The organism is Mesocricetibacter intestinalis, from assembly GCF_004363295.1.
Taxonomy (GTDB): Bacteria; Pseudomonadota; Gammaproteobacteria; order Enterobacterales; family Pasteurellaceae; genus Mesocricetibacter; species Mesocricetibacter intestinalis.
The window spans coordinates 1-25,010 of the sequence record NZ_SNYQ01000005.1 but is presented as its reverse complement, the minus strand read 5'-3'; the positions used below and the strand labels follow the sequence as shown (position 1 = coordinate 25,010).

At 45.4% G+C, this 25,010-nt stretch carries 21 protein-coding genes and 1 riboswitch; of the genes, 6 read left to right on the top strand and 15 right to left on the bottom strand.

Annotation, left to right across the window (positions count from 1 at the left end):
- Nucleotides 1–19 precede the first annotated feature (19 nt).
- The gene (gene pgaC, locus EDC45_RS06975; protein ID WP_133545072.1) at nucleotides 20–1,258 is read left to right on the top strand and encodes a poly-beta-1,6-N-acetyl-D-glucosamine synthase; all 1,239 of its coding nucleotides are present in this window, start codon (nucleotides 20–22) and stop codon (nucleotides 1,256–1,258) included.
- Nucleotides 1,259–1,260: 2 nt separating this feature from the next.
- The gene (locus EDC45_RS06970) at nucleotides 1,261–1,533 is read left to right on the top strand and encodes a peptidylprolyl isomerase (RefSeq protein ID WP_133544877.1); all 273 of its coding nucleotides are present in this window, start codon (nucleotides 1,261–1,263) and stop codon (nucleotides 1,531–1,533) included.
- Nucleotides 1,534–1,601: 68 nt separating this feature from the next.
- Here the strand turns inward: EDC45_RS06970 and cra are convergent, their stop codons facing one another.
- The 4 genes from cra to EDC45_RS06950 all read right to left on the bottom strand — a co-directional run bounded on the left by cra (nucleotide 1,602) and on the right by EDC45_RS06950 (nucleotide 6,770).
- Entirely contained in the window at nucleotides 1,602–2,591 is a 990-nt protein-coding gene (gene cra, locus EDC45_RS06965; RefSeq protein WP_133544875.1) for a catabolite repressor/activator, read from the bottom strand.
- A 142-nt stretch (nucleotides 2,592–2,733) separates the two neighbouring features.
- Nucleotides 2,734–3,225 carry an acetolactate synthase small subunit gene (ilvN, locus tag EDC45_RS06960; RefSeq protein WP_133544873.1) on the bottom strand — a complete coding sequence of 164 codons (492 nt, stop codon included), beginning with the start codon at nucleotides 3,223–3,225 and terminating at the stop codon, nucleotides 2,734–2,736.
- Between the two features lie 3 nt (nucleotides 3,226–3,228).
- Nucleotides 3,229–4,944, bottom strand: a complete 1,716-nt coding sequence (locus tag EDC45_RS06955) for an acetolactate synthase 3 large subunit (RefSeq protein ID WP_133544871.1) — start codon at nucleotides 4,942–4,944, stop codon at nucleotides 3,229–3,231.
- Nucleotides 4,945–5,228: 284 nt separating this feature from the next.
- Nucleotides 5,229–6,770 (bottom strand): Na+/H+ antiporter NhaC family protein, encoded by a 1,542-nt coding sequence (locus tag EDC45_RS06950; protein WP_133544869.1) that lies wholly within the window; start codon nucleotides 6,768–6,770, stop codon nucleotides 5,229–5,231.
- 93 nt (nucleotides 6,771–6,863) lie between these two features.
- A riboswitch (Lysine riboswitch) is annotated at nucleotides 6,864–7,040 on the bottom strand.
- 334 nt (nucleotides 7,041–7,374) lie between these two features.
- On the opposite strand from EDC45_RS06950, the gene EDC45_RS06945 reads away from it, so the two are divergent.
- Nucleotides 7,375–7,782, top strand: coding sequence for an H-NS family histone-like protein (locus EDC45_RS06945; RefSeq protein ID WP_133544867.1), 408 nt, complete (start codon nucleotides 7,375–7,377; stop codon nucleotides 7,780–7,782).
- Between the two features lie 81 nt (nucleotides 7,783–7,863).
- Nucleotides 7,864–8,700, top strand: a complete 837-nt coding sequence (gene purU / locus EDC45_RS06940) for a formyltetrahydrofolate deformylase (RefSeq protein ID WP_133544865.1) — start codon at nucleotides 7,864–7,866, stop codon at nucleotides 8,698–8,700.
- Between the two features lie 43 nt (nucleotides 8,701–8,743).
- Here the strand turns inward: purU and hemA are convergent, their stop codons facing one another.
- The 4 genes from hemA to EDC45_RS06920 form a co-directional block, all read right to left on the bottom strand.
- Nucleotides 8,744–10,078 (bottom strand): glutamyl-tRNA reductase, encoded by a 1,335-nt coding sequence (hemA, locus tag EDC45_RS06935; protein WP_133544862.1) that lies wholly within the window; start codon nucleotides 10,076–10,078, stop codon nucleotides 8,744–8,746.
- A 202-nt stretch (nucleotides 10,079–10,280) separates the two neighbouring features.
- Nucleotides 10,281–11,804 (bottom strand): peptide ABC transporter substrate-binding protein, encoded by a 1,524-nt coding sequence (locus EDC45_RS06930; RefSeq protein ID WP_166635111.1) that lies wholly within the window; start codon nucleotides 11,802–11,804, stop codon nucleotides 10,281–10,283.
- Nucleotides 11,805–11,930: 126 nt separating this feature from the next.
- On the bottom strand, nucleotides 11,931–12,386 hold the full coding sequence (locus EDC45_RS06925) for an outer membrane lipoprotein (protein ID WP_133544859.1): 456 nt from the start codon (nucleotides 12,384–12,386) through the stop codon (nucleotides 11,931–11,933).
- Nucleotides 12,387–12,463: 77 nt separating this feature from the next.
- Nucleotides 12,464–13,072, bottom strand: coding sequence for a VOC family protein (locus EDC45_RS06920; protein ID WP_279526596.1), 609 nt, complete (start codon nucleotides 13,070–13,072; stop codon nucleotides 12,464–12,466).
- 90 nt (nucleotides 13,073–13,162) lie between these two features.
- Here EDC45_RS06920 and argS point away from each other — a divergent pair, with 90 nt between their 5' ends.
- Complete coding sequence (gene argS, locus EDC45_RS06915) at nucleotides 13,163–14,893, top strand: arginine--tRNA ligase (protein ID WP_133544855.1); 1,731 nt, start codon at nucleotides 13,163–13,165, stop codon at nucleotides 14,891–14,893.
- 36 nt (nucleotides 14,894–14,929) lie between these two features.
- On the opposite strand, the gene rnd is transcribed toward argS, so the two are convergent.
- The 5 genes from rnd to yoaA all read right to left on the bottom strand — a co-directional run bounded on the left by rnd (nucleotide 14,930) and on the right by yoaA (nucleotide 21,130).
- Nucleotides 14,930–16,078, bottom strand: a complete 1,149-nt coding sequence (gene rnd, locus EDC45_RS06910; RefSeq protein ID WP_133544853.1) for a ribonuclease D — start codon at nucleotides 16,076–16,078, stop codon at nucleotides 14,930–14,932.
- Between the two features lie 63 nt (nucleotides 16,079–16,141).
- Nucleotides 16,142–17,827, bottom strand: coding sequence for a long-chain-fatty-acid--CoA ligase FadD (fadD, locus tag EDC45_RS06905; protein ID WP_133544851.1), 1,686 nt, complete (start codon nucleotides 17,825–17,827; stop codon nucleotides 16,142–16,144).
- Nucleotides 17,828–17,857: 30 nt separating this feature from the next.
- Nucleotides 17,858–18,412, bottom strand: a complete 555-nt coding sequence (locus EDC45_RS06900; protein ID WP_133544846.1) for a Slp family lipoprotein — start codon at nucleotides 18,410–18,412, stop codon at nucleotides 17,858–17,860.
- A 59-nt stretch (nucleotides 18,413–18,471) separates the two neighbouring features.
- Complete coding sequence (gene tsaB / locus EDC45_RS06895; protein ID WP_133544844.1) at nucleotides 18,472–19,191, bottom strand: tRNA (adenosine(37)-N6)-threonylcarbamoyltransferase complex dimerization subunit type 1 TsaB; 720 nt, start codon at nucleotides 19,189–19,191, stop codon at nucleotides 18,472–18,474.
- Between the two features lies 1 nt (nucleotide 19,192).
- On the bottom strand, nucleotides 19,193–21,130 hold the full coding sequence (gene yoaA, locus EDC45_RS06890; RefSeq protein ID WP_133544842.1) for a DNA repair helicase YoaA: 1,938 nt from the start codon (nucleotides 21,128–21,130) through the stop codon (nucleotides 19,193–19,195).
- 72 nt (nucleotides 21,131–21,202) lie between these two features.
- Here yoaA and EDC45_RS06885 point away from each other — a divergent pair, with 72 nt between their 5' ends.
- Nucleotides 21,203–22,012 carry a D-hexose-6-phosphate mutarotase gene (locus EDC45_RS06885; RefSeq protein ID WP_133544840.1) on the top strand — a complete coding sequence of 270 codons (810 nt, stop codon included), beginning with the start codon at nucleotides 21,203–21,205 and terminating at the stop codon, nucleotides 22,010–22,012.
- A gap of 63 nt (nucleotides 22,013–22,075) precedes the next feature.
- Here EDC45_RS06885 and EDC45_RS06880 read toward each other — a convergent pair whose 3' ends face one another.
- Both EDC45_RS06880 and EDC45_RS06875 read right to left on the bottom strand, forming a co-directional pair.
- Complete coding sequence (locus tag EDC45_RS06880; protein WP_133544838.1) at nucleotides 22,076–23,035, bottom strand: AEC family transporter; 960 nt, start codon at nucleotides 23,033–23,035, stop codon at nucleotides 22,076–22,078.
- Nucleotides 23,036–23,439: 404 nt separating this feature from the next.
- A complete protein-coding gene (locus EDC45_RS06875) occupies nucleotides 23,440–24,657 on the bottom strand; it encodes an ATP-binding protein (RefSeq protein ID WP_133544836.1) in 1,218 nt (405 codons plus the stop codon).
- Nucleotides 24,658–25,010: the final 353 nt, after the last annotated feature.

Sequence of the window (25,010 nt, the reverse complement as noted above, 5' to 3'; positions counted from 1 at the left end):
GGATGAACGTAATATGAATATGATAATCGAAATAACGGGACTGTTTATTTTTCTGCACCCGGCAGTGATGGCGGTATATTGGTCGATTGCCGGAATCATCTACTTTGTATTTATGGAAAATAAGCGCAAAGGGATTTTGCTCGGTAAAATGCCCGCTGAAAATATTCCCTTGGTCAGTATTATGATGCCTTGCTATAACGAAGCGGATCAATTGGAAGAATCCATACCTCATCTGTTAACCCTGCAATATCCGAACTATGAGTTGATTCTGATCAATGACGGCAGCTCGGATAAAACAGGAGAAATCATCGATCGCTGGGCACAAAAAAACAAACGCATTACCGCCCTGCATCAAAAAAACTCCGGTAAAGCCAGCGCACTAAATAACGCCCTTAATCTTGCCAAAGGAAAATATGTCCTCTGTATTGACGGAGATGCGGTATTGGATTATTCCGCATTGGATTATATGGTGATGGCTCTGGAAAAAAATCCTGTTTATGCGGCGGTTACCGGCAATCCGCGCGTACGTAACCGCAGTACGATTCTAGGTTGCCTTCAGGTATCGGAATTTAGTGCCATCATCGGCCTGATCAAACGGGCGCAAAGCCTGATCGGTACGATATTTACGGTTTCCGGCGTATGCTGCCTGTTTAATGCGGAGATTATACGCCGGCTCGGCGGTTGGAGTACGGATATGCTGACGGAGGATCTCGATATCAGCTGGAAATTGCAAACTGCCGGATACAATATTTATTACGAGCCAAGAGCAATATGCTGGGTGTTAATGCCCGAACGGCTCGGGGGCTTATTTAAGCAGCGCCTGCGCTGGGCTCAGGGTGGAGCCGAAGTCATTATCAAATATTTTCCCCAAGTATGGCGCTTCAAAAACCGGCGCTTATGGCCGATGTATATTGAATATCTGGTAACCGCAAATTGGGTATTTTTATTATTGCTCAGTACCATTGCCAGCTTTTACGGCATTATCACCGGGCATAATATGCTCCATCTATTCGAAACCTCATTGCTTAAACCGGGAATTATCCTGTTATTTTTCACCTTTCTGCTGCAATTCCTATGCAGCCTTTATATCGACAGCAAATATGAAAACGGCTTATTTCGTTATGCCTTTCATTGTATCTGGTACCCCTGGGCTTACTGGCTGATTGGCATGGCCACCCTTGCCATAGGTTTGCCCAGAGCCATATTCCGGAAGAAATCCCAATTTGCGGTTTGGACAAGCCCGGACAGAGGAGTCTAACAATGACCGATATAAAATTACAAAAACAGATGATTATTAATAAAAAGCATCTCGGCTGGAAAATAAGGTTAAAAAGCCTGTGTTTGGCAAGTTTGACCTGGGGTATTTGGGCGGCCACAAGCTATTTTGTATATTTGAATAAAAGCAATATAACCCAGCATCTGATATTAAACAGATATCCGCTATTAAACGTAGTAATGCTGGTGCTGACGGCAGCTTCGGCGCTTTCCTTATTGGCCATCTGTTGGTCTTTTCTTTCCAAAGCGGATAAATAAAGGAAAGACGGCACAACAAAAACGGCAGAGAAAAATTATCTTCCCTGCCGTTTTTACCCTTAACGACTCTAGTTCGCCCAGCGATGGAATACTAATTGACGCAAAATACATTCCCGTCGGCATAAGGATTTACCGCCGATTCGTTCTAATGCTATTGTCAACAGCGAATCCACAATTTTACGGTGATCCTGTACGCTGCATACTACCGGATTTTCCAACAGATTCAGCATTTCATGCTGCCCAAAAGTCGCGATGTTCAATCTATCGGGAATACCGCCGGGGCGTTGCATCAACGCTTTAAGCGCCCCCTGCAACAGAGTAAAAGAAGTGGTGAATAAGGCATCGGGCATCTGATTTTTACCTAGCCATTGTGCGCATACCTCAGCGGCATCGTCCTGATGAAAGCGGTTTGCATACAAAAAATCCACTTTACATTCCGTATTACTTAAGCGGCTGCGGAATCCCTGCTCCCTTGCCCGGCTAATCGGTAATTCAGGCAATGCGCCTAAAAATAGAATCCGTTGCCCCCCTTGCCGCATCAGCAAGGCCTCCGCCAAACCTTCGGCATTCGCCTCATCGTCCGTCAGTACGTTATCGATCCCAGCGGCCCCAAGAAAACGATCGAATCCGATAATCGGCGTCTGCTCGAACTGAGCGTAGAAAGTCGTATCCTCAGGTAATGCGCTGGATACGAATAATGCGTCCACCTGCCGCCGAATCAGATGTTTGGCACATTCCGCTTCGTTTTCCGCATTATCGTTAGAACAGGCGATCAATAACTGATACCCCTGCTGACGGCAGGCTTTTTCCAGTTGATTGGCAATTTTCGCATAACTGATATTTTCAAAATCCGGAATAATCAACCCCATCGTATTGGTTTTTCCGGCGCGCAATCCCGCCGCCATCGCATTGGGTTTAAAATCATAAGCCTTGATCAATGCTTCGACTCTGGCGATGGTTTTATCACTGACTCGATATTTTTTCGCCTTACCGTTTACAACATAGCTTGCCGTAGTGGTGGAAACACCGGCAAGCTTAGCTAACTCATCTAATTTCATGCTTTAATACCTTCCGAAACTGCCGGCTTGATTTTAGCACTAAGAAAGAAATAAACCAGAAAAGATACCTAAAACTTTGATCATTCTCATGGTCGTAAAAAAGTGCGGTCAAAATCACCGCACTTTTTTCCGCCTGAAGCGATTAAAGGCAATTTTTCTCACCGCGGGACAGACTGATAAGCCCCGAGCGTACGATTTCAATAATAGAGGTTTCTTCTTTAACGCCCTTCACAAAAGCATCCAATTTATCCTTTGTACCCGTTAGCTGTACCGTATAGGATTTGGTTGTTACGTCTACAATCTGACCGCGGAAAATATCCGCCAAACGCTTTATTTCATCTCGGGTGGTTCCTACCGCCCGTATCTTTAATAACATCACCTCGCGTTCCACATGCTCGCAATCGCTGAGGTTAATTACCTTGAATACATCGACCAGCTTATGCAGTTGCTTTTCAATTTGCTCCAATACCCCGGCATCGCCGTACGCCTCTATGGTCATTCGGGATAATGTGGGATCGTCGGTAGGTGCTACGGTCAGACTTTCAATATTAAATGCCCGTTGGGAAAATAATCCGACGACGCGCGACAATGCGCCGGACTCGTTTTCTATTAATACAGATAAAATTCTACGCATATTTTACTCCGCCGCTTTACTTAAAATCATTTGATCCATGGCCCCGCCGCGTATCTGCATCGGGTAAACATGTTCGGAAGCATCCACCTGAACATCGACAAAAACCAATTTATCTTTAACCGCAAAAGCCTGTTCGAGTTTTTCCTCCAGTTCCTGCGGATGATTAATTTGGATCCCCACATGGCCGTACGCCTCCGCCAGTTTTACGAAGTCCGGCAGCGAATTCATATACACCTGAGAATGACGGCCTGCATAGATTAAATCCTGCCACTGTTTCACCATGCCGAGAAAACGATTATTTAAACTGACGATCACCACCGGAATACCATATTGTTTTGCCGTGGAAAGCTCTTGAATATTCATTTGAATACTGCCATCGCCGGTAATACAAACGACCTTAGCTTCGGGATGAGCCAACTTAACGCCGAGCGCCGCCGGTAAACCGAATCCCATGGTTCCCAATCCGCCGGAGCTAATCCAATGGCGCGGTCGCTCAAAGGGATAATGCAGCGCCGCAAACATCTGATGCTGTCCGACATCCGTCGCGATATAAGCCTTACCCTCAGTAAGGCGGTAAATGCAATCTACCACGGCCTGCGGTTTTAGTACCTCATTATCCTGCTCGTAAGCAAGGCATTTTCTATCCTTCCATTGATTAATCCGCTTCCACCAGTCGCTGAGATCCGCCTGAGATTTTACTAAATTATCCTCTTCCAGCAGGGCTAAAAACTCGGTTAATACATTATCCGCACTCCCCACAATAGGAATAGCCGCAGGCACGTTCTTGGAAATCGAGGTCGGATCGATATCAATATGGATAACTCTGGCCTCCGGACAATATTTCGCCAGATTATTGGTCGTCCGGTCATCAAAACGGACGCCGATCCCCAAAATAAGATCACTATGATGCATAGCATTATTCGCTTCATAGGTACCGTGCATTCCGAGCATACCTAAAAATTGTTTATCCGTAGCGGGAAATGCGCCCAACCCCATTAATGAGGAAGTAACCGGAAGATGTAACAGTTGTGCGAATTCGGTTAGTTTTTTACTGCAATCGGCCGCAATAACGCCGCCACCGACAAATAAAACCGGTTTTTTCGCCACTAAAAGCGCTTTTAAGGCTTTTTTGATCTGTCCTTTATGCCCCTGAATATTTGGATTATAGGAACGCATGGAAATGTCTTTCGGATATTCGTAAGGATATTTATTCTCCGGATTTACCACATCCTTTGGAATATCGATGACCACCGGGCCGGGCCGTCCGGTGGAGGCGATATAAAATGCCTTTTTAATAATGCTCGGAATATCTTCGGTACGTTTAACCATAAAGCTATGCTTTACCACCGGACGGGAAATCCCCACGGTATCGCATTCCTGAAAAGCATCGGTCCCTATTAGCCCGCTCATCACCTGACCGGTAATTACCACCAAGGGAACGGAATCCGCATAGGCGGTGGCAATCCCCGTAATTGCATTCGTCGCCCCCGGCCCCGAGGTAACCAAAACGCAACCGACCTCTCCTGTTGCTCGGGCATAGCCGTCCGCCATATGAACCGCCGCCTGCTCGTGGCGTACCAGAATATGTTGAATGCCGCCCAATGTATGAATGGCATCGTAGATATCCAGTACCGACCCGCCGGGATAACCGAATAAGTATTTTACGTTCTGATCGCGCAATGCCTGCACTACCATCTCCGCGCCGGATAATTTTTTCATACTCACCTCTCGTGCCTAGGGCATTCTTCCACGGGTTCCCCTAAAGAAACCCTAACTTTTTTATAAACCGAATTTCAGTTTACCTATCCCCGGAGAATTGTCTAGCCCGTTCACAGCATTTCAAACCAAATCCATTCGGTAAAAATAAGAATAAAACTCCAAAAATATAACAAATTTCGATATTTTATAAAAAATAAATTAAATAAAATAAAAAAATGCGACTAAATGTCGCATTTTATAAAAAATTAAATTTTTATTGATAAATTTGTGTCTGATCACATTTTTCAGATACGTTTTTTCCCGATCAGAAGGATTAGGGCTAACACAGCCGCCGTAGCAACAAAGCCCAATAGGCCGGATTGAGTAAATCCGACCGTTAAATAACCTACGGTGGTGGATAAGGCGACCAGTAAAGCATAAGGCAATTGAGTGGTTACATGATCCATATGATTACATTTCGCACCACTGGCGGATAAAATAGTAGTATCCGAAACCGGAGAGCAATGATCGCCGCAAACCGCGCCCGCCATTACAGCGGACAGACAAGGAATCAATAATTCCGGTGCGGCGTTCACCGCAATTGCCGCCGCAATAGGTAACATAATACCGAAAGTCCCCCAACTGGTTCCGGTAGAAAATGCCATCACGGTACCTAGTAAGAAGAGTAATGCCGGTAACAACCCTGCCGCAAGATTGCTCGAAATCAAACCGGCAAGATACTGCCCTGCTTGCATATCGCTAACTACTTTATTGATCGTCCAGGCGAAGAACAGAATCAGAATCGCTCCCAACATGGATTTCATACCGAGGATAATCGCTCTCAGATATTCGCTGAGGCTGACCTGGCGCCCAGCCACGATTAATAAGCTAGATACCGCAATGGAAGTCAACCCGCCGACGACTAAGGATAAACCCACCGTCGTATTTTCAAAGGCGCCAAGCACACTGAAAGCTTTACCTTCGGCGGCTAACGCCTGATTTCCGGTGTACATCATCATAGCTACGGTACTGACAATCAGCGCTAAAATAGGTAATACAAGATTTCTGACCTTTCCTTTTACCGCCCCCTCTTCATCGCATTCGTTTTCTTCTTTCGCCATAGCCTGTCGTTCATGACGCGCCATAGGGCCGATATCAAAGGAAAAAATCGCAATGACAAAAACCGTAACAATAGAAAAAATCGCATAAAAATTCATGGAGCTGATGGTAATAAAGGCTCCGATAGGCGAATATTCGCGGATACCATGTTCCGCCAACAAACCGGCAATCAGGGTCATAATATAGGCGCCCCAGCTGGACATTGGCATCAGCACGCACATAGGTGCGGCGGTGGAATCCAGAATATAGGCTAATTTAGCACGAGATACTTTAAACTTATCCGTTACCGGACGCGCAATGGCGCCTACCGCCAGACTATGGAAATAATCGTCAATAAAGGTAACGAAAACCAGACAGGCCGCCATCAATTTTGCACCGCGTCGGCTTTTAATATGCCGCTGAGCCCATTCGACAAAAGCTTGATTACTGCCGGATACGCTTAAAAAAGCAGTGAGAATACCCAGTAATAACAGGAAAAATATAATATTCGTATTATTATCATTAAGTACCCATTGTCCGGATTCGTCAAAGGTGTAAATCAAAGAAGTTACCCGATCATATAAATATTGCAGACCGGTTCCAATGTTGCCGTCGCTTAGCATTATCGCACCGACCAAAATACCGATACTCAGGGAAAGAATTACTTTTCTGCTGACAATTGCTAAAGCCAGGGCGAGAATCGCCGGTAATACCGACCAGGCGGAAGTGGAAAAATCAACTAATTGCATTGTTCTACCTAAATAAAATTTAAAGAGAACTACTTAAAGGAATAATCGGCGAGATTATAAAATTAAAAGAAAGGCAGGTGATAAGAACCCAACCTAACCAGTAGCGCTCCATAGTGAATAAATAATACTATGACAGTAACATCCCTTTCGGTAATGCCACCAACCGGATAAAATGACTTTTAACCGATTTCGGCGAATACTCCTTTCCTCTTCCTTCAACGTTATCCACTCGGGAAAATTACTTATAATATTCGCACCTCTACATTTATAGGCCCTCCAAGATTACCGTATTACGTCCCAAAAGCCAATAGAAAAAGCAAGAATTTTTTAACCTTATCTTTATCAGGTTATACCAGCGAAAAGATAAAAGATTATCAGCTGAATAAGATTTACCTAAAATAAAAATTACTATATGATTAGAAGAACTTTTCGATTGTCCTATAGTCTTATAATCGGAATGAACTGAATTATGTATTATTATGTATTGAAGTACAGTACCTTATATCAATAAAAAATATATTGGTTTATTATTCTGCCGTACTAAATATATGTTACTAGTTAATTTTAAATTCAAAGCAAAAAGAAGCTGAAATAAGGAGGCGTAATGACCGAATTACTTAAAACTTTAACCAATATCCGCAGCCTGCGCGTTATCGCACGCGAATTAACTCTGGAGCAGTTAGAATCCGTTTTGAATAAAGTGCAGATCGTGGTTGAAGAAAAACGTGCCGAAGAGCAGGAAAATAAACGTCTGGCCGAAGAGCGTCAGAGCCGTATTGAAAAATATAAAGAATTATTAAAACAAGACGGCATTACCGCGGCAGAATTAGCCGAAATTCTGGGTGGCGATACGCCGGTTCGCACACGTAAAAAAAGAGCGCCGTTTCCACCGAAATATAAATATGTGGATGAAAACGGACAGGAAAAAACCTGGACCGGTCAGGGCAGAACGCCGAAAGCGATTCAGGCTCAGCTGGACGCTGGAAAACCGCTGTCTTCATTTGCAATTTAATTCTTTTTGTGTGAAGTAAAACCCATTTGAATATAATGGGTTTTATTTTTTGTAGGAACTATATTTAATATGCAACACCCTATGATTGAAAATAAAATACTGCTTACCGACTGTCCCGATGACAAAGGATTAATCGCCAAAATCACCAATATTTGTTACAAACATCAACTTAATATTCTGCATAATAATGAATTCGTTGATTTTGAAACAAAACATTTCTTTATGCGTACCGAATTGGAAGGTATTTTTAATGAAGAAACCTTGCTGGCCGATTTAGCCTTCAGTTTACCGCAGGGAACCAATTGCCGGTTAATCGGCAACCGTAAAAAGCGTATCGTTATTTTAGTAACCAAAGAAGCCCATTGTATCGGTGATATTCTGATGAAGAATTATTATGGCGGTCTGGATGTGGAAATAGCCGCCGTTATCGGTAATCACGCCCATTTAAAATCATTGGTCGAACGTTTTGATATTCCTTTTCATTGTATCAGTCATGAAAATTTAACTCGGGTGGAACATGATAAGTTACTGGCTGATAAAATCGATGAATATCAGCCCGACTATATCGTACTGGCCAAATATATGCGGGTGCTAAACCCGGAATTCGTTTCCCGCTACCCGAACCGAGTGATTAATATTCATCATTCATTTCTGCCGGCATTTATCGGCGCCAAACCTTATCAGCAGGCTTATGAGCGCGGAGTAAAAATTATCGGAGCAACAGCGCATTTCATTAATAACGAGCTGGATCAAGGCCCGATTATCATGCAGAACGTAATTAATGTGGATCATACCTATAATGCGGAAGCTATGATGAAAGCGGGACGGGACGTTGAAAAAACCGTATTAAGCCGAGCGCTGGATCTTGCCTTGCACGACAGAATATTCGTCTTCCAGAATAAAACCATTGTACTTTAATAAAAATACGGACGAAAAAAGCGGAATTATTTAATTCCGCTTTTTAATTGGAGGATTCTTTATCCGCTTCGGACTTAATTCCGAGCGAACTGGAAAAACTCTGCAACCCTTCCGTATTGCCGCGTTTTACCATTAACTGCATAGCCTGCGTCGGACTATGAATCAGCTTATTCATTAATTTATAACTTAACTCCTGTAACACTTTTTCCGCATCTTCATTTTTATGTAAGGCGACAATGGCTTTTTCCACCAGCCCCTGACGGATATTTTCAGCTTCCTCACGGTAGAGTCGGATTAAATCCGATACCTGATGGATTTTCAGCCATTCGAAGAAATCTTCACATTCATGCTGAATAATCTTTTCCGCTTCCTTAGAAGCCTTTTCCCGCTCGCTCAGATTACGCCGGATAATATTATGCAAATCGTCCACCGTATAATGATATACGCTGTCCAGCTCGGCGACACTTTCCTCCACATCACGAGGTACCGCAATATCAATAATCAGACTCGGAGCGTTTTTACGCCGCTGCTGAGCCGCTTTCATCATATCTCGGGTTATCAATATATTTGGGCTTGCGGTAGAGCTGATAACGATATCCGCTTCATTCAGTCCGCTCTGCAACTGTTCCAGTGCTAAAATACGGATATCTGCGGCATCTAATTTATGTACCAATTGTTCGGCGCGGGATAAAGTGCGGTTGGAAAGGGTCAGCTTTTTTACCCCGTGGCGCAACAAATGGCGAGCGACCAACTCAATGGTTTCCCCCGCACCGACCAACAGAATATTAAGCTGTTGCAGATTTTCAAAAATCTGACGAGCCAGTCCGCAGGCGGCATAAGCAACGGAAACCGCACTGTCGCCGATAGAGGTTTCCGTGCGCACTCGTTTCGCCACAGAAAAGGCTTTCTGGAATAAACGGGAAAATTCGCCGGACATCGCCTGCGCTTGCTGTTGATAATAATCCGTACTGCTCTGATAGGCCTGCTTCACCTGCCCCAAAATCTGAGGTTCGCCCAGAATCAGAGAATCCAGTCCGCCGGCAACCCGCATCAGATGTTTAACCGCATGCTGATTTTGATAGGCATACAGGCAATTTTCTAACGCTTGGGGCTCCAACTGATGAATTTCCGCAAACCAGCGAATGCAGCCTTCGAGCCATTGTCGGTTCTGTTCCGATTCTTCCTGCGGCGGAATAAACTTATCATGCAGATAAATCTCCGTACGATTACAGGTTGATAGAATCACCGCACTCTGAGCCAATTTTATTTCCCGGATTTGTTGCAAGGCAAAACGCCGCTTCTCTTCACTAAAAGCGACTTTTTCGCGGACTGCGACAGTTGCCGTCTTATGATTAATACCAAGAACTAAAATTGTCATAAATTAAAGAAAAATCACTCAACATATTCGGGATAGAAAACCGCCCCAAAAACAGCGAAGCATAAGGCTTATGCTGCGACAGGAGGAGCTTCGCTCCCCTTTTCCCACAGAAGGTAAAACAAAAAAACTCCGTCATTTTAATAAATTACAGCCCTTTCGGCAAACGGAAGCTGGATTATTTTTCCCATATACACCTATTTGATTAGTGCTGCGGGGAGGAATGAGGGCGATTTTGCAAACGATAAAGATCCTTGCTGTACAGGGTTTCGGTGGGATTGGAAAGCTCATAGCCCGCAATCCCCTCTTTAATATAGACCGCCTTATTATATTGAAAGATCGGCAGCACTACCCTTTCTCGACGAATGAGATCGGAAATACGACGTAAAATATCCGTTACAGCCTGGGGTTCAATAATCTCGTTACTCAGGCGCTCTGATAATTGATCCAGTTCTTGATTGGCAAAACCGGTTTTATTATCCGGACTGCCGGAACGGAATAAGTGAAAAAATGCGGAAGCATCATTATAGTCTGCGCACCAGCCGGAACGTATTACCTGAAAATCTCCTTTATTGCGCTTCTCCTGCAGTTGCGTCCAGCTTAGGGGCTGAGCTTCAACCCGAATCAAATCCGACTGCGACCAGGCTTGAATCAAACGGTTGGCAATAGCAGGATGAATGCCCACCTGATCATAACTCAGCTTAAAGCGTAACGGGTTAGCGGCGGAAATCCCCGCCTGCTGTAATAACTGTTCCACCACCGAAGCCTGCCATTGCGTATCGGATTCAGGTTGCATATTACGAGGCAGCACGGAATTACTCGGCATCATCGCCAATTTTTCATCTCTCAGAATCGCCGCCGGTGAAATCATAGAAACCAATGCTTTCCTAACCGCACTTTTAGCCATAAGGGCATCGCGAAAATTAAATTCGTAAAAATAGCTGCACAAACGGGGAAAAAGCTGCGTATTCTCAGTGCCGGGCGCCGGCGAAACAACTAAATCTGCCGCACCGAGATCCTGACCTGTGCCTATTTTTCTGTAATCCACCCGAGTGAAATAGATATTCTCCTGCTGAGGATAAAAAGAGTTCTTCTCCAGCCGAATCAAATCCCCCCGTTGTTCAACAAGTCCATAGGCGCCGTTAGCCACGGGATTCGTCGCCTCCCCCCGATAACGCGGCAGCAATGCTGCATGGGTCAACATTTTAGGTAAATAGGAAAGGGGCTTATCCAGCTTAATCTGTACAAGAAAAGGCTCGGGCGCATGAATTCCCAATGCCTGCACCGGCATTTTACCCTCCGCAACCTCAAGCGCGTTTTCCAGGTGCATAAAGCTCAGATAATTTTTTAACGGCCCGGCAGAACGTGCCAGCGCTTGCCAGCTCAGCACAAAATCTTCGGCACTGACGGGTTCGCCGTTACTCCATTTAGCCTCGGGACGTAGCTTAAAAAACCAGATTTTATTATCTTCCGTATACCAGTGGGAAGCAGCGCCGGGGATCACATTACCCTGAGGATCAAAAATCGTCAGTCCTTCAAATAAATCGCGTAGGAAGCTCACCTGTTCCTCATTTTGTATATCCGTCGGATTTAATACTAAATCGGAATAAACCGCTCGAGTTAAAACAGGTATGGCCGGTTTAGTTGCGGCCGCCGCTTTATCCGATGCTGTTGCGGGCGATTTATCATGGGGAACCGGATCACAAGCGCTCAATAAAAAAATAAGCATAAAAAGGACCGCACTTTTAATCACAAAGCGCAAAGGAAATACAAAAAAGGGAAAGGTCATAAAATCTGTTCGCGAAAAAAGAAAGGCTTATGTTGTAAACCACAAGCCTTTCCTGCCGAAGCGGGCTTAAATAACGGAAACGTTCAAACTGGAACCGCCGACAATACGCACTCGGGCGCCGCGCTGATAGCTGCTATCGGCTTTCTGAACCACCACGATTTCCTGGCCGTCATCTTTCTTAATAACCAATTCCACCGCATCGACTTGGGTCGCTTTTTCTTCTACTTTGCTGCCAAGTACCGCGCCGGCAACCGCACCTACCGCCGTAGCAATCGCACGCCCCGTACCGCCGCCGATAGCAGAACCGCCGATACCGCCGAGAACACCGCCGCCAACGGTACCGATCACACCCTGATTATCCGCCTGAATTTTCACCGCTCGCACCGATACGATGGTACCGTAACTGATGGAACGCGCTTCTTTCGCCTGATTGCCGGAATATACATTTCCGCTGTAGATATCCGTATTCGCACAGCCCGCCATTCCTAAGCTTAACAACACAACCAATGCTAATTTTTTCATATCAATAACCTTTTAAAATAAATCATAAAAAAACGGAAGGAAATATTAGTCCTTTCCGCAGCTCCCGGCATATCCGCCTAAACGCCCTTTGCACCGGAATGAAGCCCGACAACCCGTTGAATGCTATAAGGGTGAACCTTAATGCAGGTATGATTTTCGGATTGATCCGCCAGACTCACCGCAATCGAGGGATTCGGCAGTCTTTCCCCTTCACCTTTCGGTTCGCTGATTTTGACCTTTAAATGGGCCGAACGGTTCCAGCCGAATAAAGATAAAATCCGCTCCTGCCATTCGGCTACGGATTCCTGCGACAAAAACGGCATGACCAGTTCGATATGTTCCCAGCCTTCCTGTGGATAATGCTTATTTTTCGGGAAAGGCAGTTCAATCACTTCCACCGCTTGTCCCGCAAATATCAGCGGCTGATGCAGCCGAATCAGATAAATGGGCCGGCCGTTAATCCGATTATCGCTCAGAATTGTACCGCACTTTAATAATAGTGTCAGCCAGCTTTTCGCTAGGGTTTCACTGTTGCTGCGCAGGGCCAGATGATCTATTACATAGGCGGAAAGGGAAATATTCATCACTTCCGCCAGTTGACTGATTTTCCTCTCGAACAATGGAAAATCCCGCTTAAGTTCCTCGCCCATAGCAAATAAATTATGCGGCAGCGATAAATTTTTCATTTTTTCCCACTCCACCTTTTCCAAAATAGCAAACCGGAGTATCATAGCGGATTAATTTTTTTAATCAAATCCGAACAATAGGAATATATAGTGAACATTCAGTCCGTTTTATCCGATAAAGTAAAACAAGCGATGATCGCCGCCGGTGCGGATGATCAATGCGAACCTTCGGTTCGTCAGTCCGGGAAAGTGCAATTCGGCGATTATCAGGCGAACGGCATTATGGCAACGGCGAAAAAACTCGGTTTGAATCCCCGTGAATTCGGGCAAAAAGTGTTAGAGCACCTTGATTTAAAGGATATCGCCGAAAAAACTGAAATTGCCGGCCCCGGCTTTATTAATATTTTCCTCAGTAAAAACTGGATTGCGGACAATGCACAAAATGCGCTAACGGCCGAGCATTTCGGTATTCATACCGAGCATCCGCAAACCGTGGTGGTGGATTACTCATCGCCTAACGTCGCCAAAGAAATGCACGTGGGTCATTTGCGTTCCACCATTATCGGCGATGCGGTAGTTCGCGCCCTGGAATTTCTCGGACATCATGTAATTCGTGCCAATCATGTGGGAGATTGGGGTACCCAGTTCGGTATGCTGATTGCTTATCTGGAAAAAATGGAAAACGAACATGCCAGTGAAATGGAACTCAGTGATCTCGAAGCCTTTTACCGTGCGGCAAAGGAACATTATGATCAGGATCCGGTCTTTGCCGAAAAAGCGCGTCAGTATGTCGTGAAACTACAAAGCGGCGATGAATATTGCCGTACGATGTGGAAAAAACTGGTGTATATGACAATGCGTCAGAATCAGCGCAACTACGAGCGCTTGAATGTAACGCTCACGGAAAAAGACGTGATGGGTGAAAGCCTGTACAACCCGATGCTGCCTGCGATTGTCGCCGATCTGAAAGCGCAGGGACTGGCACAGGAAGACCAAGGGGCATTGGTCGTCTTCTTGGAAGAATTTAAGAATAAGGAAGGCGAACCTATGGGGGTTATCGTACAGAAAAAAGACGGCGGTTTCCTCTATACCACCACAGATATCGCTGCGGCCAAATACCGCTACGAAACCTTAAAAGCGGATCGCGCTCTGGTGTTTTCCGATACGCGCCAAAGCCAACATATGCAGCAAGCCTGGCTAATCACCCGTAAAGCCGGTTATGTGCCGGACAGTTTCAGCCTTGAACATCATAATTTCGGCATGATGCTGGGTAAAGACGGTAAACCTTTTAAAACCCGTTCCGGCGGTACGGTTAAACTGGCGGATCTGCTGGACGAAGCGGTACAGCGCGCCACTCTGTTAATCGAGCAAAAAAATACCGCCCTTAATGAGCGGGAAAAAGCGGCGGTAATTGAAGCGGTCGCCATCGGAGCGGTGAAATACGCCGACTTATCCAAAAACCGTACTACCGACTATGTTTTCGATTGGGATAATATGCTCAGCTTCGAAGGTAATACCGCACCTTATATGCAGTACGCCTATACCCGAATTCGTTCCGTGTTCGCCAAAGCCGATGTGGATCAGAAGCAATTGCAGGAGGCGCACATCAGTTTAAATGATGAAAAGGAACGTGCGTTGGCCATTAAACTGCTACAGTTTGAAGAAGCGGTACAAAGCGTGGCAAAAGAAGGCACCCCGCATATTCTGTGTAATTATCTGTATGAACTGGCCGGAGCATTTTCCGCCTTCTACGAACATTGCCCGATTTTAAACGCCGAACCGGAACTGAAGCTCAGCCGTCTGAAACTGGCTCGCCTTACCGAGAAAACCCTGAAACAGGGATTGGCGCTGTTGGGAATCAAAACCGTAGAAAAAATGTAATTTTTCCATTGTCCCCCTCTAAAAGAGGGGGATTTTTTATCCCTGCAATTCCGGCAAAGCGGCTAAGCTTTCACCAAATTCCCTACGCCAACCACGCATCAGTTGCGGTAGGTTATCCTTATCCCGCCGGCGCAGCCAACACCATTTCATCAGACTTTCAAGTCCCCGTTTACTGGCAATCACCTCCGAATTTAAATCCGGCGGCGTGATTTCCGCCAGGCGCCGCTGTAAGGCTTTCAAAGTTTGCTTATAACGGGGATCATCCGCCAGGCGAGTAATGGGTGCTGGGTATTCCGCCGCATCGATACGCTTTGCTTTGCTCAGCAGCTGCAAGATTTTTTTACCGTGAATCCGCACCTCTTGTGTACTGAATCCCAGGCTTAGTAAGTCCGAGGTATGCACGGGATTATGCTTTGCCGCCGCCCATAAGTTTTCCCCTTTTACCACGAAATTTAACGCCAGATCGCGTTTTATCGCTTCTTCCTGGCGCCACTTTGCCAAGAGCTGCAAACGCATCAGCTCTTCCGCATCTAAGCGCCAGGCATTGGTAATATTCAGATAAGCGCTGTCGCTTGGTTTTATCTGATGACGTTTTTCCAGTAATAAAGCACAGTCAAATTCCGCCGCACTTTTCCATCTCGTTCCTTCCAGTTCGCTATTCATATGATGATATAAGGGCAGCAGATACCATACGTCCGCGGCCGCATATCTCAGCTGTGTTTCCGATAGCGGCCGAGCCAGCCAATCGGTACGGGAAGCGCCCTTATCCAATTCCAGAGAAAAATAATGCTTAATCAATGTTGCCAAGCCGGTAGAAGCGGGAAACTTTAGAAAAGCCGCCATAATCTGAGTATCCGCCATAGGTTCGGGCAACTGTTCGAAATAATGCTGAAAAACTTCCAAATCTTCATAGCAGGCATGTAATACTTTCAACACTTGGGGCGCCTTTAGTAACTCGATAAAGGGAGAAAAATCCCGGATCTCCAAGGGATCGATCAATGCCACGCATTCGCCGTCATACAACTGAATCAGGCCTAATTTGGGAAAATAACTGCGGATACGGATAAATTCCGTATCTAAAGCCACTACGGATTGTTGCAGAGCCCGGCGACAAACACGGGCTAAACTTTCATCATCGGTTACCAGATGAAAGAACGGTTGATTTTTAATTTCTTTTATATTCATTGCGGGTTCCGAGTTTAGGTAAAATAAAAAAGCGCACTGAAATCCGTGCGCTGTAATAACAAATTAATGCGTACGTTTCGCCTGTTCTTCATCACGCAATACGCGACGCAGAATTTTTCCGACGTTATTTTTAGGTAATTCGTCGCGAAACTCAATTTCTTTAGGCACTTTATAACCGGTCAGATGCTGTCGGCAATGTTTGCGCAGCTCGTCTTTCGTTAAACTATCGTCTTTTTTGACCACGAAAATCTTGATGGTTTCGCCGCTGACTTCATTAGGCACACCGATAGCGACCACTTCCGCCACCTTATAATTAAGCATCACCACATCTTCGATTTCATTCGGGTAAACATTAAAACCGGAAACCAGAATCATATCCTTTTTGCGGTCGACAATACGCAAGCTGTAAGACTCGTCCATCACCACAATATCACCGGTTGCCATCCAGCCCTCTTTCAGGACTTCCGCCGTAGCTTCCGGACGCTGCCAGTAGCCCCGCATCACCTGTTCCCCTTTCACCCAAAGCTCGCCGGCCTCACCTAATGCGGCTTCCGAACCGTCCTCTTTCACAATTTTAATATCAGTATTCGGAACCGGAACCCCGATGGTGCCATTATGTTTAACCACATTAATCGGGCAGGCGGCGATTAACGGAGAACATTCCGTCATACCATAACCTTCGATAATGCTGCAACCGGTTAATTCGTGCCAACGGGTCGCCACCGCCTGCTGAACCGCCATACCGCCGCCTACGGACAGTTTCAGTGCGGAAAAATCCACTTCTTTAAAGTTTTCATTATTCAGCAAAGCGTTAAACAACGTATTGACCCCGGTAATCGCCACAAAGCGTTGTTTTTTCAGCGCTTTGACAAAGCCGTCAATATCGCGCGGATTGGTAATTAATACTGCGGTAACCCCCAATTCAATAAACAGCAGGCAGTTTACCGTAAGCGCAAAAACATGATACAAGGGCAGGGCCAAGATCGCATTACGTTCCCTTTCCCGTTCGCCCAAAAAGGGAACCGCAATCCACTTCGCCTGAAATACGTTGGCGATAATATTACCATGGCTGAGCATCGCCCCTTTCGCAATACCTGTGGTGCCGCCGGTATATTGTAAAAAGGCTAAATCCTCGCGCTCAATCACCGGGCGCACATATTGGCGGTTCTTACCGATACTCAGTACCTCACGGAAGGTTACCGCATGCGGCAGTTTATATTTAGGCACCAGCTTTTTGACATATTTAACAATAAAATTAACCAGGGTACGCTTCCCGAAAGAAAGCTGATCACCCATACGGGTTAAGATCACATGCTTAACCGAGGTATTAAATACGACTTTTTCCAACGTGGAGGCAAAATTAGAAACCACGACGATAGCTTTCGCACCGCTGTCTTGCAGCTGATGTTCCAGTTCGCGCGGCGTGTACAGCGGGTTAACATTCACTACAATCAGCCCCGCACGCAATACGCCGAAAAGGGAGATAGGATATTGCAGTAAATTCGGCATCATCAGCGCTACTCTATCGCCGCGCTGTAATTTCAGTTCGTTCTGTAAATAAGCGGCAAAAGCCCGACTGCGTTCTTCCAGTTTACGGAAGGTCAGAACCTGCCCCATATTGATATAGGCCGGGCGGTCGGGATGCTCGCGCACCGCCTTGTCAAGCATATCCAAAATATTACGATATACGGAGGTATCCAGTTCTTGTTCCGAGCCTTCCGGATAATTTTTAAACCATGGCTTTTGCATATATGTCCTTAGATAAAATCTTGCTCTGAATTAATACAAATAATAACGCAGCATCGGTCGCGGATACCAGAAGGGCGAAGGCCATCCCCAGAAAGGAGAAGCATAATAGCCGTCAAAATCCTCCCAGTCCTCTGCCGCATAAGCATAACGCTGCGCCAGTCTCCATTTTTTATAGTTTTTCACTTGTACGACGGGATAGGTATAATCCGCCCGGTCGATTTTTTCCGTTTCCGTCCCCTTCAATATGCCGGATACGGTAATATATTGCTGAATTAAATTTTCCGGTTCGATAAACCCGTCCAAATAAGCGATAAAACGCCCATCACTATCGGCGCTCAGTACCGGTTTGGCAGAAAATGAAGCAATCGGCAGGCTAAGAATTTCAACTCGCATCCGATCTTTCATTGCCGTGGCGGAAAGCACTTTTCCCCCCAATCGAACGGTTTTACAACGGCAGGCATAATCCTCTGCAACTATGTCCTTTATATTCCGCAGCGATGATTGCTCCTTTTCTAATCCTTGCGGCGGAGAAACACAGGCGCTAAGCAGTAACACAGATGATAATAATATAAATCCTTTTTTCATTTTTCCCTCCTCATGACGGAATTAGGTTTATACCGCAGCCGATCGCTAATATGCCGGCATTATCTGCCCGGCAGTTTTTTCCAGGTAACCTGATTACGCAGGTAAACCGGTTCAATTTCAACGGCGTTCAGTAAACGCTTGGCGTACCATTCAGGTTGAGCCAAAGGCAGCATATAACGGGCGGAAGGCAGAATGATATCCGATGAGCGAGCTAAATCCGCCTCCGCCAGCTGGGGATAGGCCGACCAACCGGTTCCCACGCGCCAACAAGCCTCCGTTTGCGGCATAGCTTTCAGTTGTTCAATAAGCCGTTGCGGTGAGCATACCTGCTCTTCAATCAGGGGCTGCCATTGCATAAACTCGCCAAATTCCGAGCGCACTTTTTGTCCGCTCAAATAGCAGCAATACACCTCTTCCATTCGTGCGTCTATTGCACCGATAACCTTATTCGCCCCATGAATTTCATAAGCGGCCTGCGCCATTGCCGTTAGATTAGAAACCGGAATAACCGGTAAATCCGCCCCCAGAGCCAGCCCCTGCGCGATACCTGCGCCCACACGAACACCGGTAAAACTGCCCGGTCCCCGCCCGAAAACCAACGCATCCACCTGCTTTAGGTGTAATCCGGCATCGGCCAGAATTTTGTCGATCATCGGTAAAATACGTTTGGTATGACTACGCTGAGCCTGTTCATCCGCCCAGAGCGTTTCTCCCCGGTGCAATAAAGCCACGGAACAAGCTTCGGTCGAAGTGTCCAGGGCTAATAATGTTAAATTCATGTTATTCTCTTTCTTCACTTCGCTTTGATGTGAGAAATTCTATCACTTTTTGTAAATCTCTGGTACGTTTTGCCGCAGGTAAACTTTTCAGAAAGGTTTCGCCATAGGGGCGCATAACCAGCCTGCCGTCGCAAATAATTATCGCACCTTTATCGGTAACGTCCCTGATCAGACGCCCTACTCCCTGCTTCAGTGCAATAACCGCTTCCGGAATTTGAATATCCCGAAAGGGCTCTCCCCCCTGTAGGCGGCAATCTTCAATCCTTGCTTTCAGTAAAGGATCATCAGGGGCGGCAAAGGGCAGTTTATCGATAATAACCAGCGACAGGGCATCGCCGCGCACATCGATACCTTCCCAAAAACTGGAAGTGGCCACAAGCACGCTATGGCTTTCCTGTACAAACTGTTCAAGTAAGCGGGATTTTGAGGTTTCACCCTGCAATAGCACGGATAATGCGCTGTTATTGCGAAAATACTCCGCCAGACTTTTCATCATAAAATAGGAGGTACAGAGAACAAAGCAACGCCCAAGATTCGCTTCAATTACCGGCAACAAAATTTGTGCCAGTTGCCGGGTGGTATCCTCCCTGTTACTGGCCGGCAGGTAACGGGGTACACATAATAACGCTTGCTCGGCATAATTAAAGGGGCTTTTCAATAGCTTCTGTTCGCCGTCTTCAATACCTAAGCGATGGCGGATATGTTCAAAAGTTCCACCGGTTTCCAAGGTTGCCGAGGTGAAAATCCAAGCCGCTTTCTGCGTTTTCATTTGTTCGCCGAACTTATCGGCTACGGTCAGCGGCGTAATATATAATCCGAACTGGCGGTTAAAGGTTTCGTACCAGTAGCAATAGCCGGTAACGGAGGTATCAGTGAAACGTTCGAACAATTCTTTGAGCTTATCAATTCGTTCAAAAATACTGTCCAGAGTTTGGGAGCGCCCCAAAACCAACTTAATCACTTCGGCGCAAAACAATAATCTTTCGCGCAGCGTTTGCATCCCCTTTTGCAGTGGCGATTGTTTATATAAATCGCGCCAATTACCCCTTGTATTCTTATCGCCGAGTAACAGGCGAAAATCCTGCACAGATTTCATCAGCTGATCGGAAGCGGCGCCCAGTTGCTGCATATCTTTCAACTCGGTGCGATAAACGATATGCATATCTTTGCATAAATCAAACAGCTGGCGCGAAGTTAAGGACTGGCCGAAATATTGTCCGGCAATATCCGGCAACTGATGAGCCTCATCAAAAATAATCACTTCAGCTTCAGGAATCAATTCCCCGAAACCGCTTTCCTTTACCGCCATATCGGCGCAAAACAGGTGATGATTCACCACCACAAGATCGGCCGCCAAGGCACGTTTACGCGCCGCCGCCACATAACAATCCGCATAATTCGGACAATCCGTCCCCAGGCAACTTTCCTGTGAACTGACCAATTGCGGCAGAATAGGGCTGTCTTCCGCCAGTTCAATACATTCGGACAGATCACCGCTTTGAGTCGCATTATTCCATTTACGCACTTTGGATAAATCCGCCAGAACGGAACGATCCCCCAGTACACCCTGAGCAATCAGCTGATCCAGACGTTCAAGACAAAGGTAATTGGCCCGGCCTTTTAGCAAAGCGACTTTTCCCGTATAGTTCAAGGCTTTTTTAATCGCCGGCAGATCCCGTTTAAACAACTGATCCTGCAGATTCTTCGAGCCGGTGGAAATAATGGTCTTTTTCCCCGACAGCAGTGCCGGGGCAAGATAGGCGAAGGTCTTCCCGGTTCCCGTCCCCGCTTCCACCAATAAAGGGCGACGACGGCAAATGGCTTCCGATACGGCTTGAGCCATTTCAAGTTGTGCCGCACGGGGGCTGAACCCTTTCAGATTACGGCTTAATGTCCCATCTTGGGCAAAAACCCGGGCGATAGAATCAACATCTGTCATTGTTATTTTTATTCATATTAAGGGAAATTTTGGGTTATATTGTAACAAAGCGAGGTTATAAAAGGAAAAATTATGGAATACAAATTAGTAGAGCAAATCACTCCCGCCCTGAGTTTATACCATTATAACGAGATTCCCGTGCTTAAATTACAACATGAAATAGGTTCGGCGGAAATCGCACTACAGGGCGCACATTTACTTAGTTGGAAGCCCCGGCATACCCAACAGGACGTATTTTGGCTCAGCGAAATAGAACCCTTCTCCTTGGGTAAGGCGATTCGCGGCGGCATCCCTATCTGCTATCCCTGGTTTAATAACGCGGGGACTCCCGCACACGGCTTCGCCCGCATCAGTTTGTGGAAATTAAGCGAATATATTATCGAAAGCGACAAAGTGCGGTTGGTTTTTTCATTATTTTCCGCTCAGGATATTATTCTCGCTCAGATCATTATGACCTTTGATCGGGAATGTGAAATCACCTTTGTAAATTTCGCCGAATCCCAGGCTCAGCTTGCATTGCACAGTTATTTTAATCTGGGCGATATCGAACAAACAATACTGCACAATTTATCCGAACAATGTTTCGATTCTCTAAGTCAAAGCGAACAAATAGTGCCGTCCCCTCGTTCAATCGGGGAACATGTGGATTGTATCTATCCGCGGCCAAATCAACCTACCCTGATTGAAGATCCGCTGTATAAACGCATAATCAAAATCGAGCATAGCAATGCTTCCGATATTGTGGTCTGGAACCCTTGGCACAAAGCGACGAGCGCTATGTCCGAACAGGCTTACCGCAATATGCTGTGCGTGGAAACGGCGAGAATCCGTCAGCGCTTAGAAAGGGGCGAACGGGTCGCGGTTAAAATAAGCGTAGAATAAAAACTTTATAAAAAAACGACCGCACTTTATGCTCCCTAGACGAAAAATAATCTGCGGTCATCATCACAGCCAGCCGATCTGGGATAACAGGATCAATCCTAAGGCGGAAGCCAGCATAGAACCTATAGTGGTAATGCCGATAATATTGGCCACCGTTACCGCATTTCCGCCCATCGCTCTAACCATAGCATAGGCAGCCGCCGCAAGGGGCGTAGTCGCCATCAACAATACGATCCCCATATCCATACCCTTCAACCCGAATCCTTTGGCGATTAGAACCATAAAAACCGGTGCGAACAGCACACGCCCGATACTAGAACGGAGAGAAACCCCGGAAAGTTGCCCGATAGCTCGAAAATTAATACTGGCACCGGCACAAATCAACGCCAAAGGCAAGGTTACCGCAGCAAGATAACCGCCGGTTAACTGAAGAGGCTTTACCAAGCGAAGCTGCAAGGCATTAGCGACTAAACCGAGAATAATTGCAATAATTAACGGATTTTTAGCAATATTCTTCAGCATCGCTCCCATACTCACTTTGCCGTCGGATAGGGAACGACTTAGCGTAATCACCCCGAGAATATTATAAATAAGCGTCAAACCGGCGGCATAAATAGAAGCGGGGGCAAACACCGCATCGCCATAAGCGTTAATGCACAACGCCAGCCCGATAATACCGTTATTACCCCGGTAAACCGATTGTACGAAAGTTCCTCGCTCTGTTTTTTCAGCGATAAACTTTGCCGCAAAACATTCCGCCAGAACAAACATAATCAAGGTACCGCAAATCCCCACCCCAAGCAGCAACGCCTGAGAAGCATAATCCACATGATTATTTACAATGCTGAGAAACAGCAGCAGCGGTAAGGTAATATTAAATACCAGCTTGGTCGCCTGCTCGCAAAAACGATCATCGATCATTCCGATGCGCCGCAATATAATTCCTAGCATCAAAATAAGCAGATTGGGCAAGGTAACGCCCATAGAAAATAAAAAAGAAGAGAAAAAACTTGCGCCGTGCATAGCAGGAATTCCGAATAATTGATGATAGAGGATATTATTCCATATTCGGGGCAGACGGAATAAGAAGAATAAAGAATAACCAGCCCCGAGCCTTAAAAACTAAAATACATACAAAAGAAACGGGGAAAAATTAAATTTTCTCTAATAATGCATCGATAAATTGGGCAAAACTCCGATGGTGATTTACTACGGCGATTTCATCAGCCACAAACCGTCCGATAATCAAGTTAAAGACCAATAGCAAATCTGCTTGAGCCTAAGCAAAAAATGGCCGAATATGGTTGCAGGAAAAGGAATTGGGTAAGTAAGGGGATGAATGCCGTCTGAAAGTTGGGGCAGACGGCATTTTAAGCCTCTCCCATAATTTTTGTAAATACCTGTTTCTGAGATAATAGATCTACCATCTAATCCTGCCTTCCCAAGACCAACTTCAAAAACTCCCTCAAACTCAAGCACTTCACTCCCTCAAAACTATTACCGTCAAATTCATCCATAGTAACCACATATTTCGGGTAATTGTCTTGAATTTTCAATAAGTTGCCGAATTCTCCTTCGAGCGTTTTTTCTTCGTTAATGGCGAGTGCGGCTTGTACATAAATACGTTCGCCATTTTTCTCTGCCACGAAGTCAATTTCTTGGCTATTTAAACCGCCGATTTTGACATTGTAACCTGCGATTTGAAGATGATTGAAAATGCAGTTTTCAAGCAGTTTGCCACGGTCTTGCACGCGATAGCCGATCAAAGCATTTCTCAAGCCTAAATCTTCAAAATAGTATTTTTCACCGATTTCAAAAATGCGTTTTCCCTCAATATCATAACGCGGTACTTTGTGAATCAAAAAGGCGCTAGCAAGGTATTCCGTATAATTTTGTACCTGCGTACTTGAAGTGGTGATTTTTTGCGATTTTAAGAAATCAGAGATTTTTTTGGCGGAAAACAGATTGCCGATATTGCTCGCCAAGAATTGCGTGAGTTGCTCTAAAAATTGCACATTTCTTAATGAGTAGCGGTTCACGATATCGCGAATCGCAATGGTGGAATAGATATTTCTCAGATATTCAAACACAATATTATCTTGCAATGGCAGGTCTTTCAAATAAGGTAAACCGCCATATTTTAAAAATAACGACATCGCCTTATCACTCTCTTCCAACTGCATAAATTCAAGAAATTCAAAATAGGAAAGAGAATGGACATTAATTTCAATCGCCCGCCCGCTCAAGGCTCCGGCAATATCCCGAGAAAGCAAATGAGCATTGCTGCCTGTGCAATACAAATCCAGTTCATCGTCTAATAAAAGCGAACGCAACGCCTGCTCAAAGCCGGTAATTTCTTGAATTTCATCGATAAAAATATAATTTTTTTGACCGCACTTTTTCTGTTGCCGTACAAAATCATTTAGATTTTCAGCACTGGAAATATGGCTAAATGCCAAGTCTTCTTTATTGATATAAATAATATGGGCTTTTTTATCCGCCGTCTGAATCTCTTGCATAATCTGAAACAGCAAATAACTTTTACCCACACGGCGTTGCCCTGTGAATACTTTAATCAAGGATTTGCCGATAAACGGGCGTACCCTTTCAAGGTATTTCTGGCGGTAAACTAAATCTTTCTTCATAGCAAATTCCTTAAAATATGATTGACACTTTACCCTTAATTTAAAAAAGTTTCAATTATACTTTAAATAAGTATTAAATATACTAAAAATTCCAATTATAAAATAACCTAACTAATAAACGATAAATATGGCGGAATAGCTGAAAAATGAGATAGATGAGCCAATTTTCAACATTACCTAGAGAATTGATCCAAGCAAACAATGGGCGGATAAATCGGGTATGAATAATAGACTGAAAAATGAATAAAAGTGCGGTGCTTTTTTTAAGGATTTTTTTAAAAAAAAGCCCCGATATTTATCGGGGCTCTCTATTCCTACCTGGCGGTGACCTACTCTCACATGGGGAAGCCCCA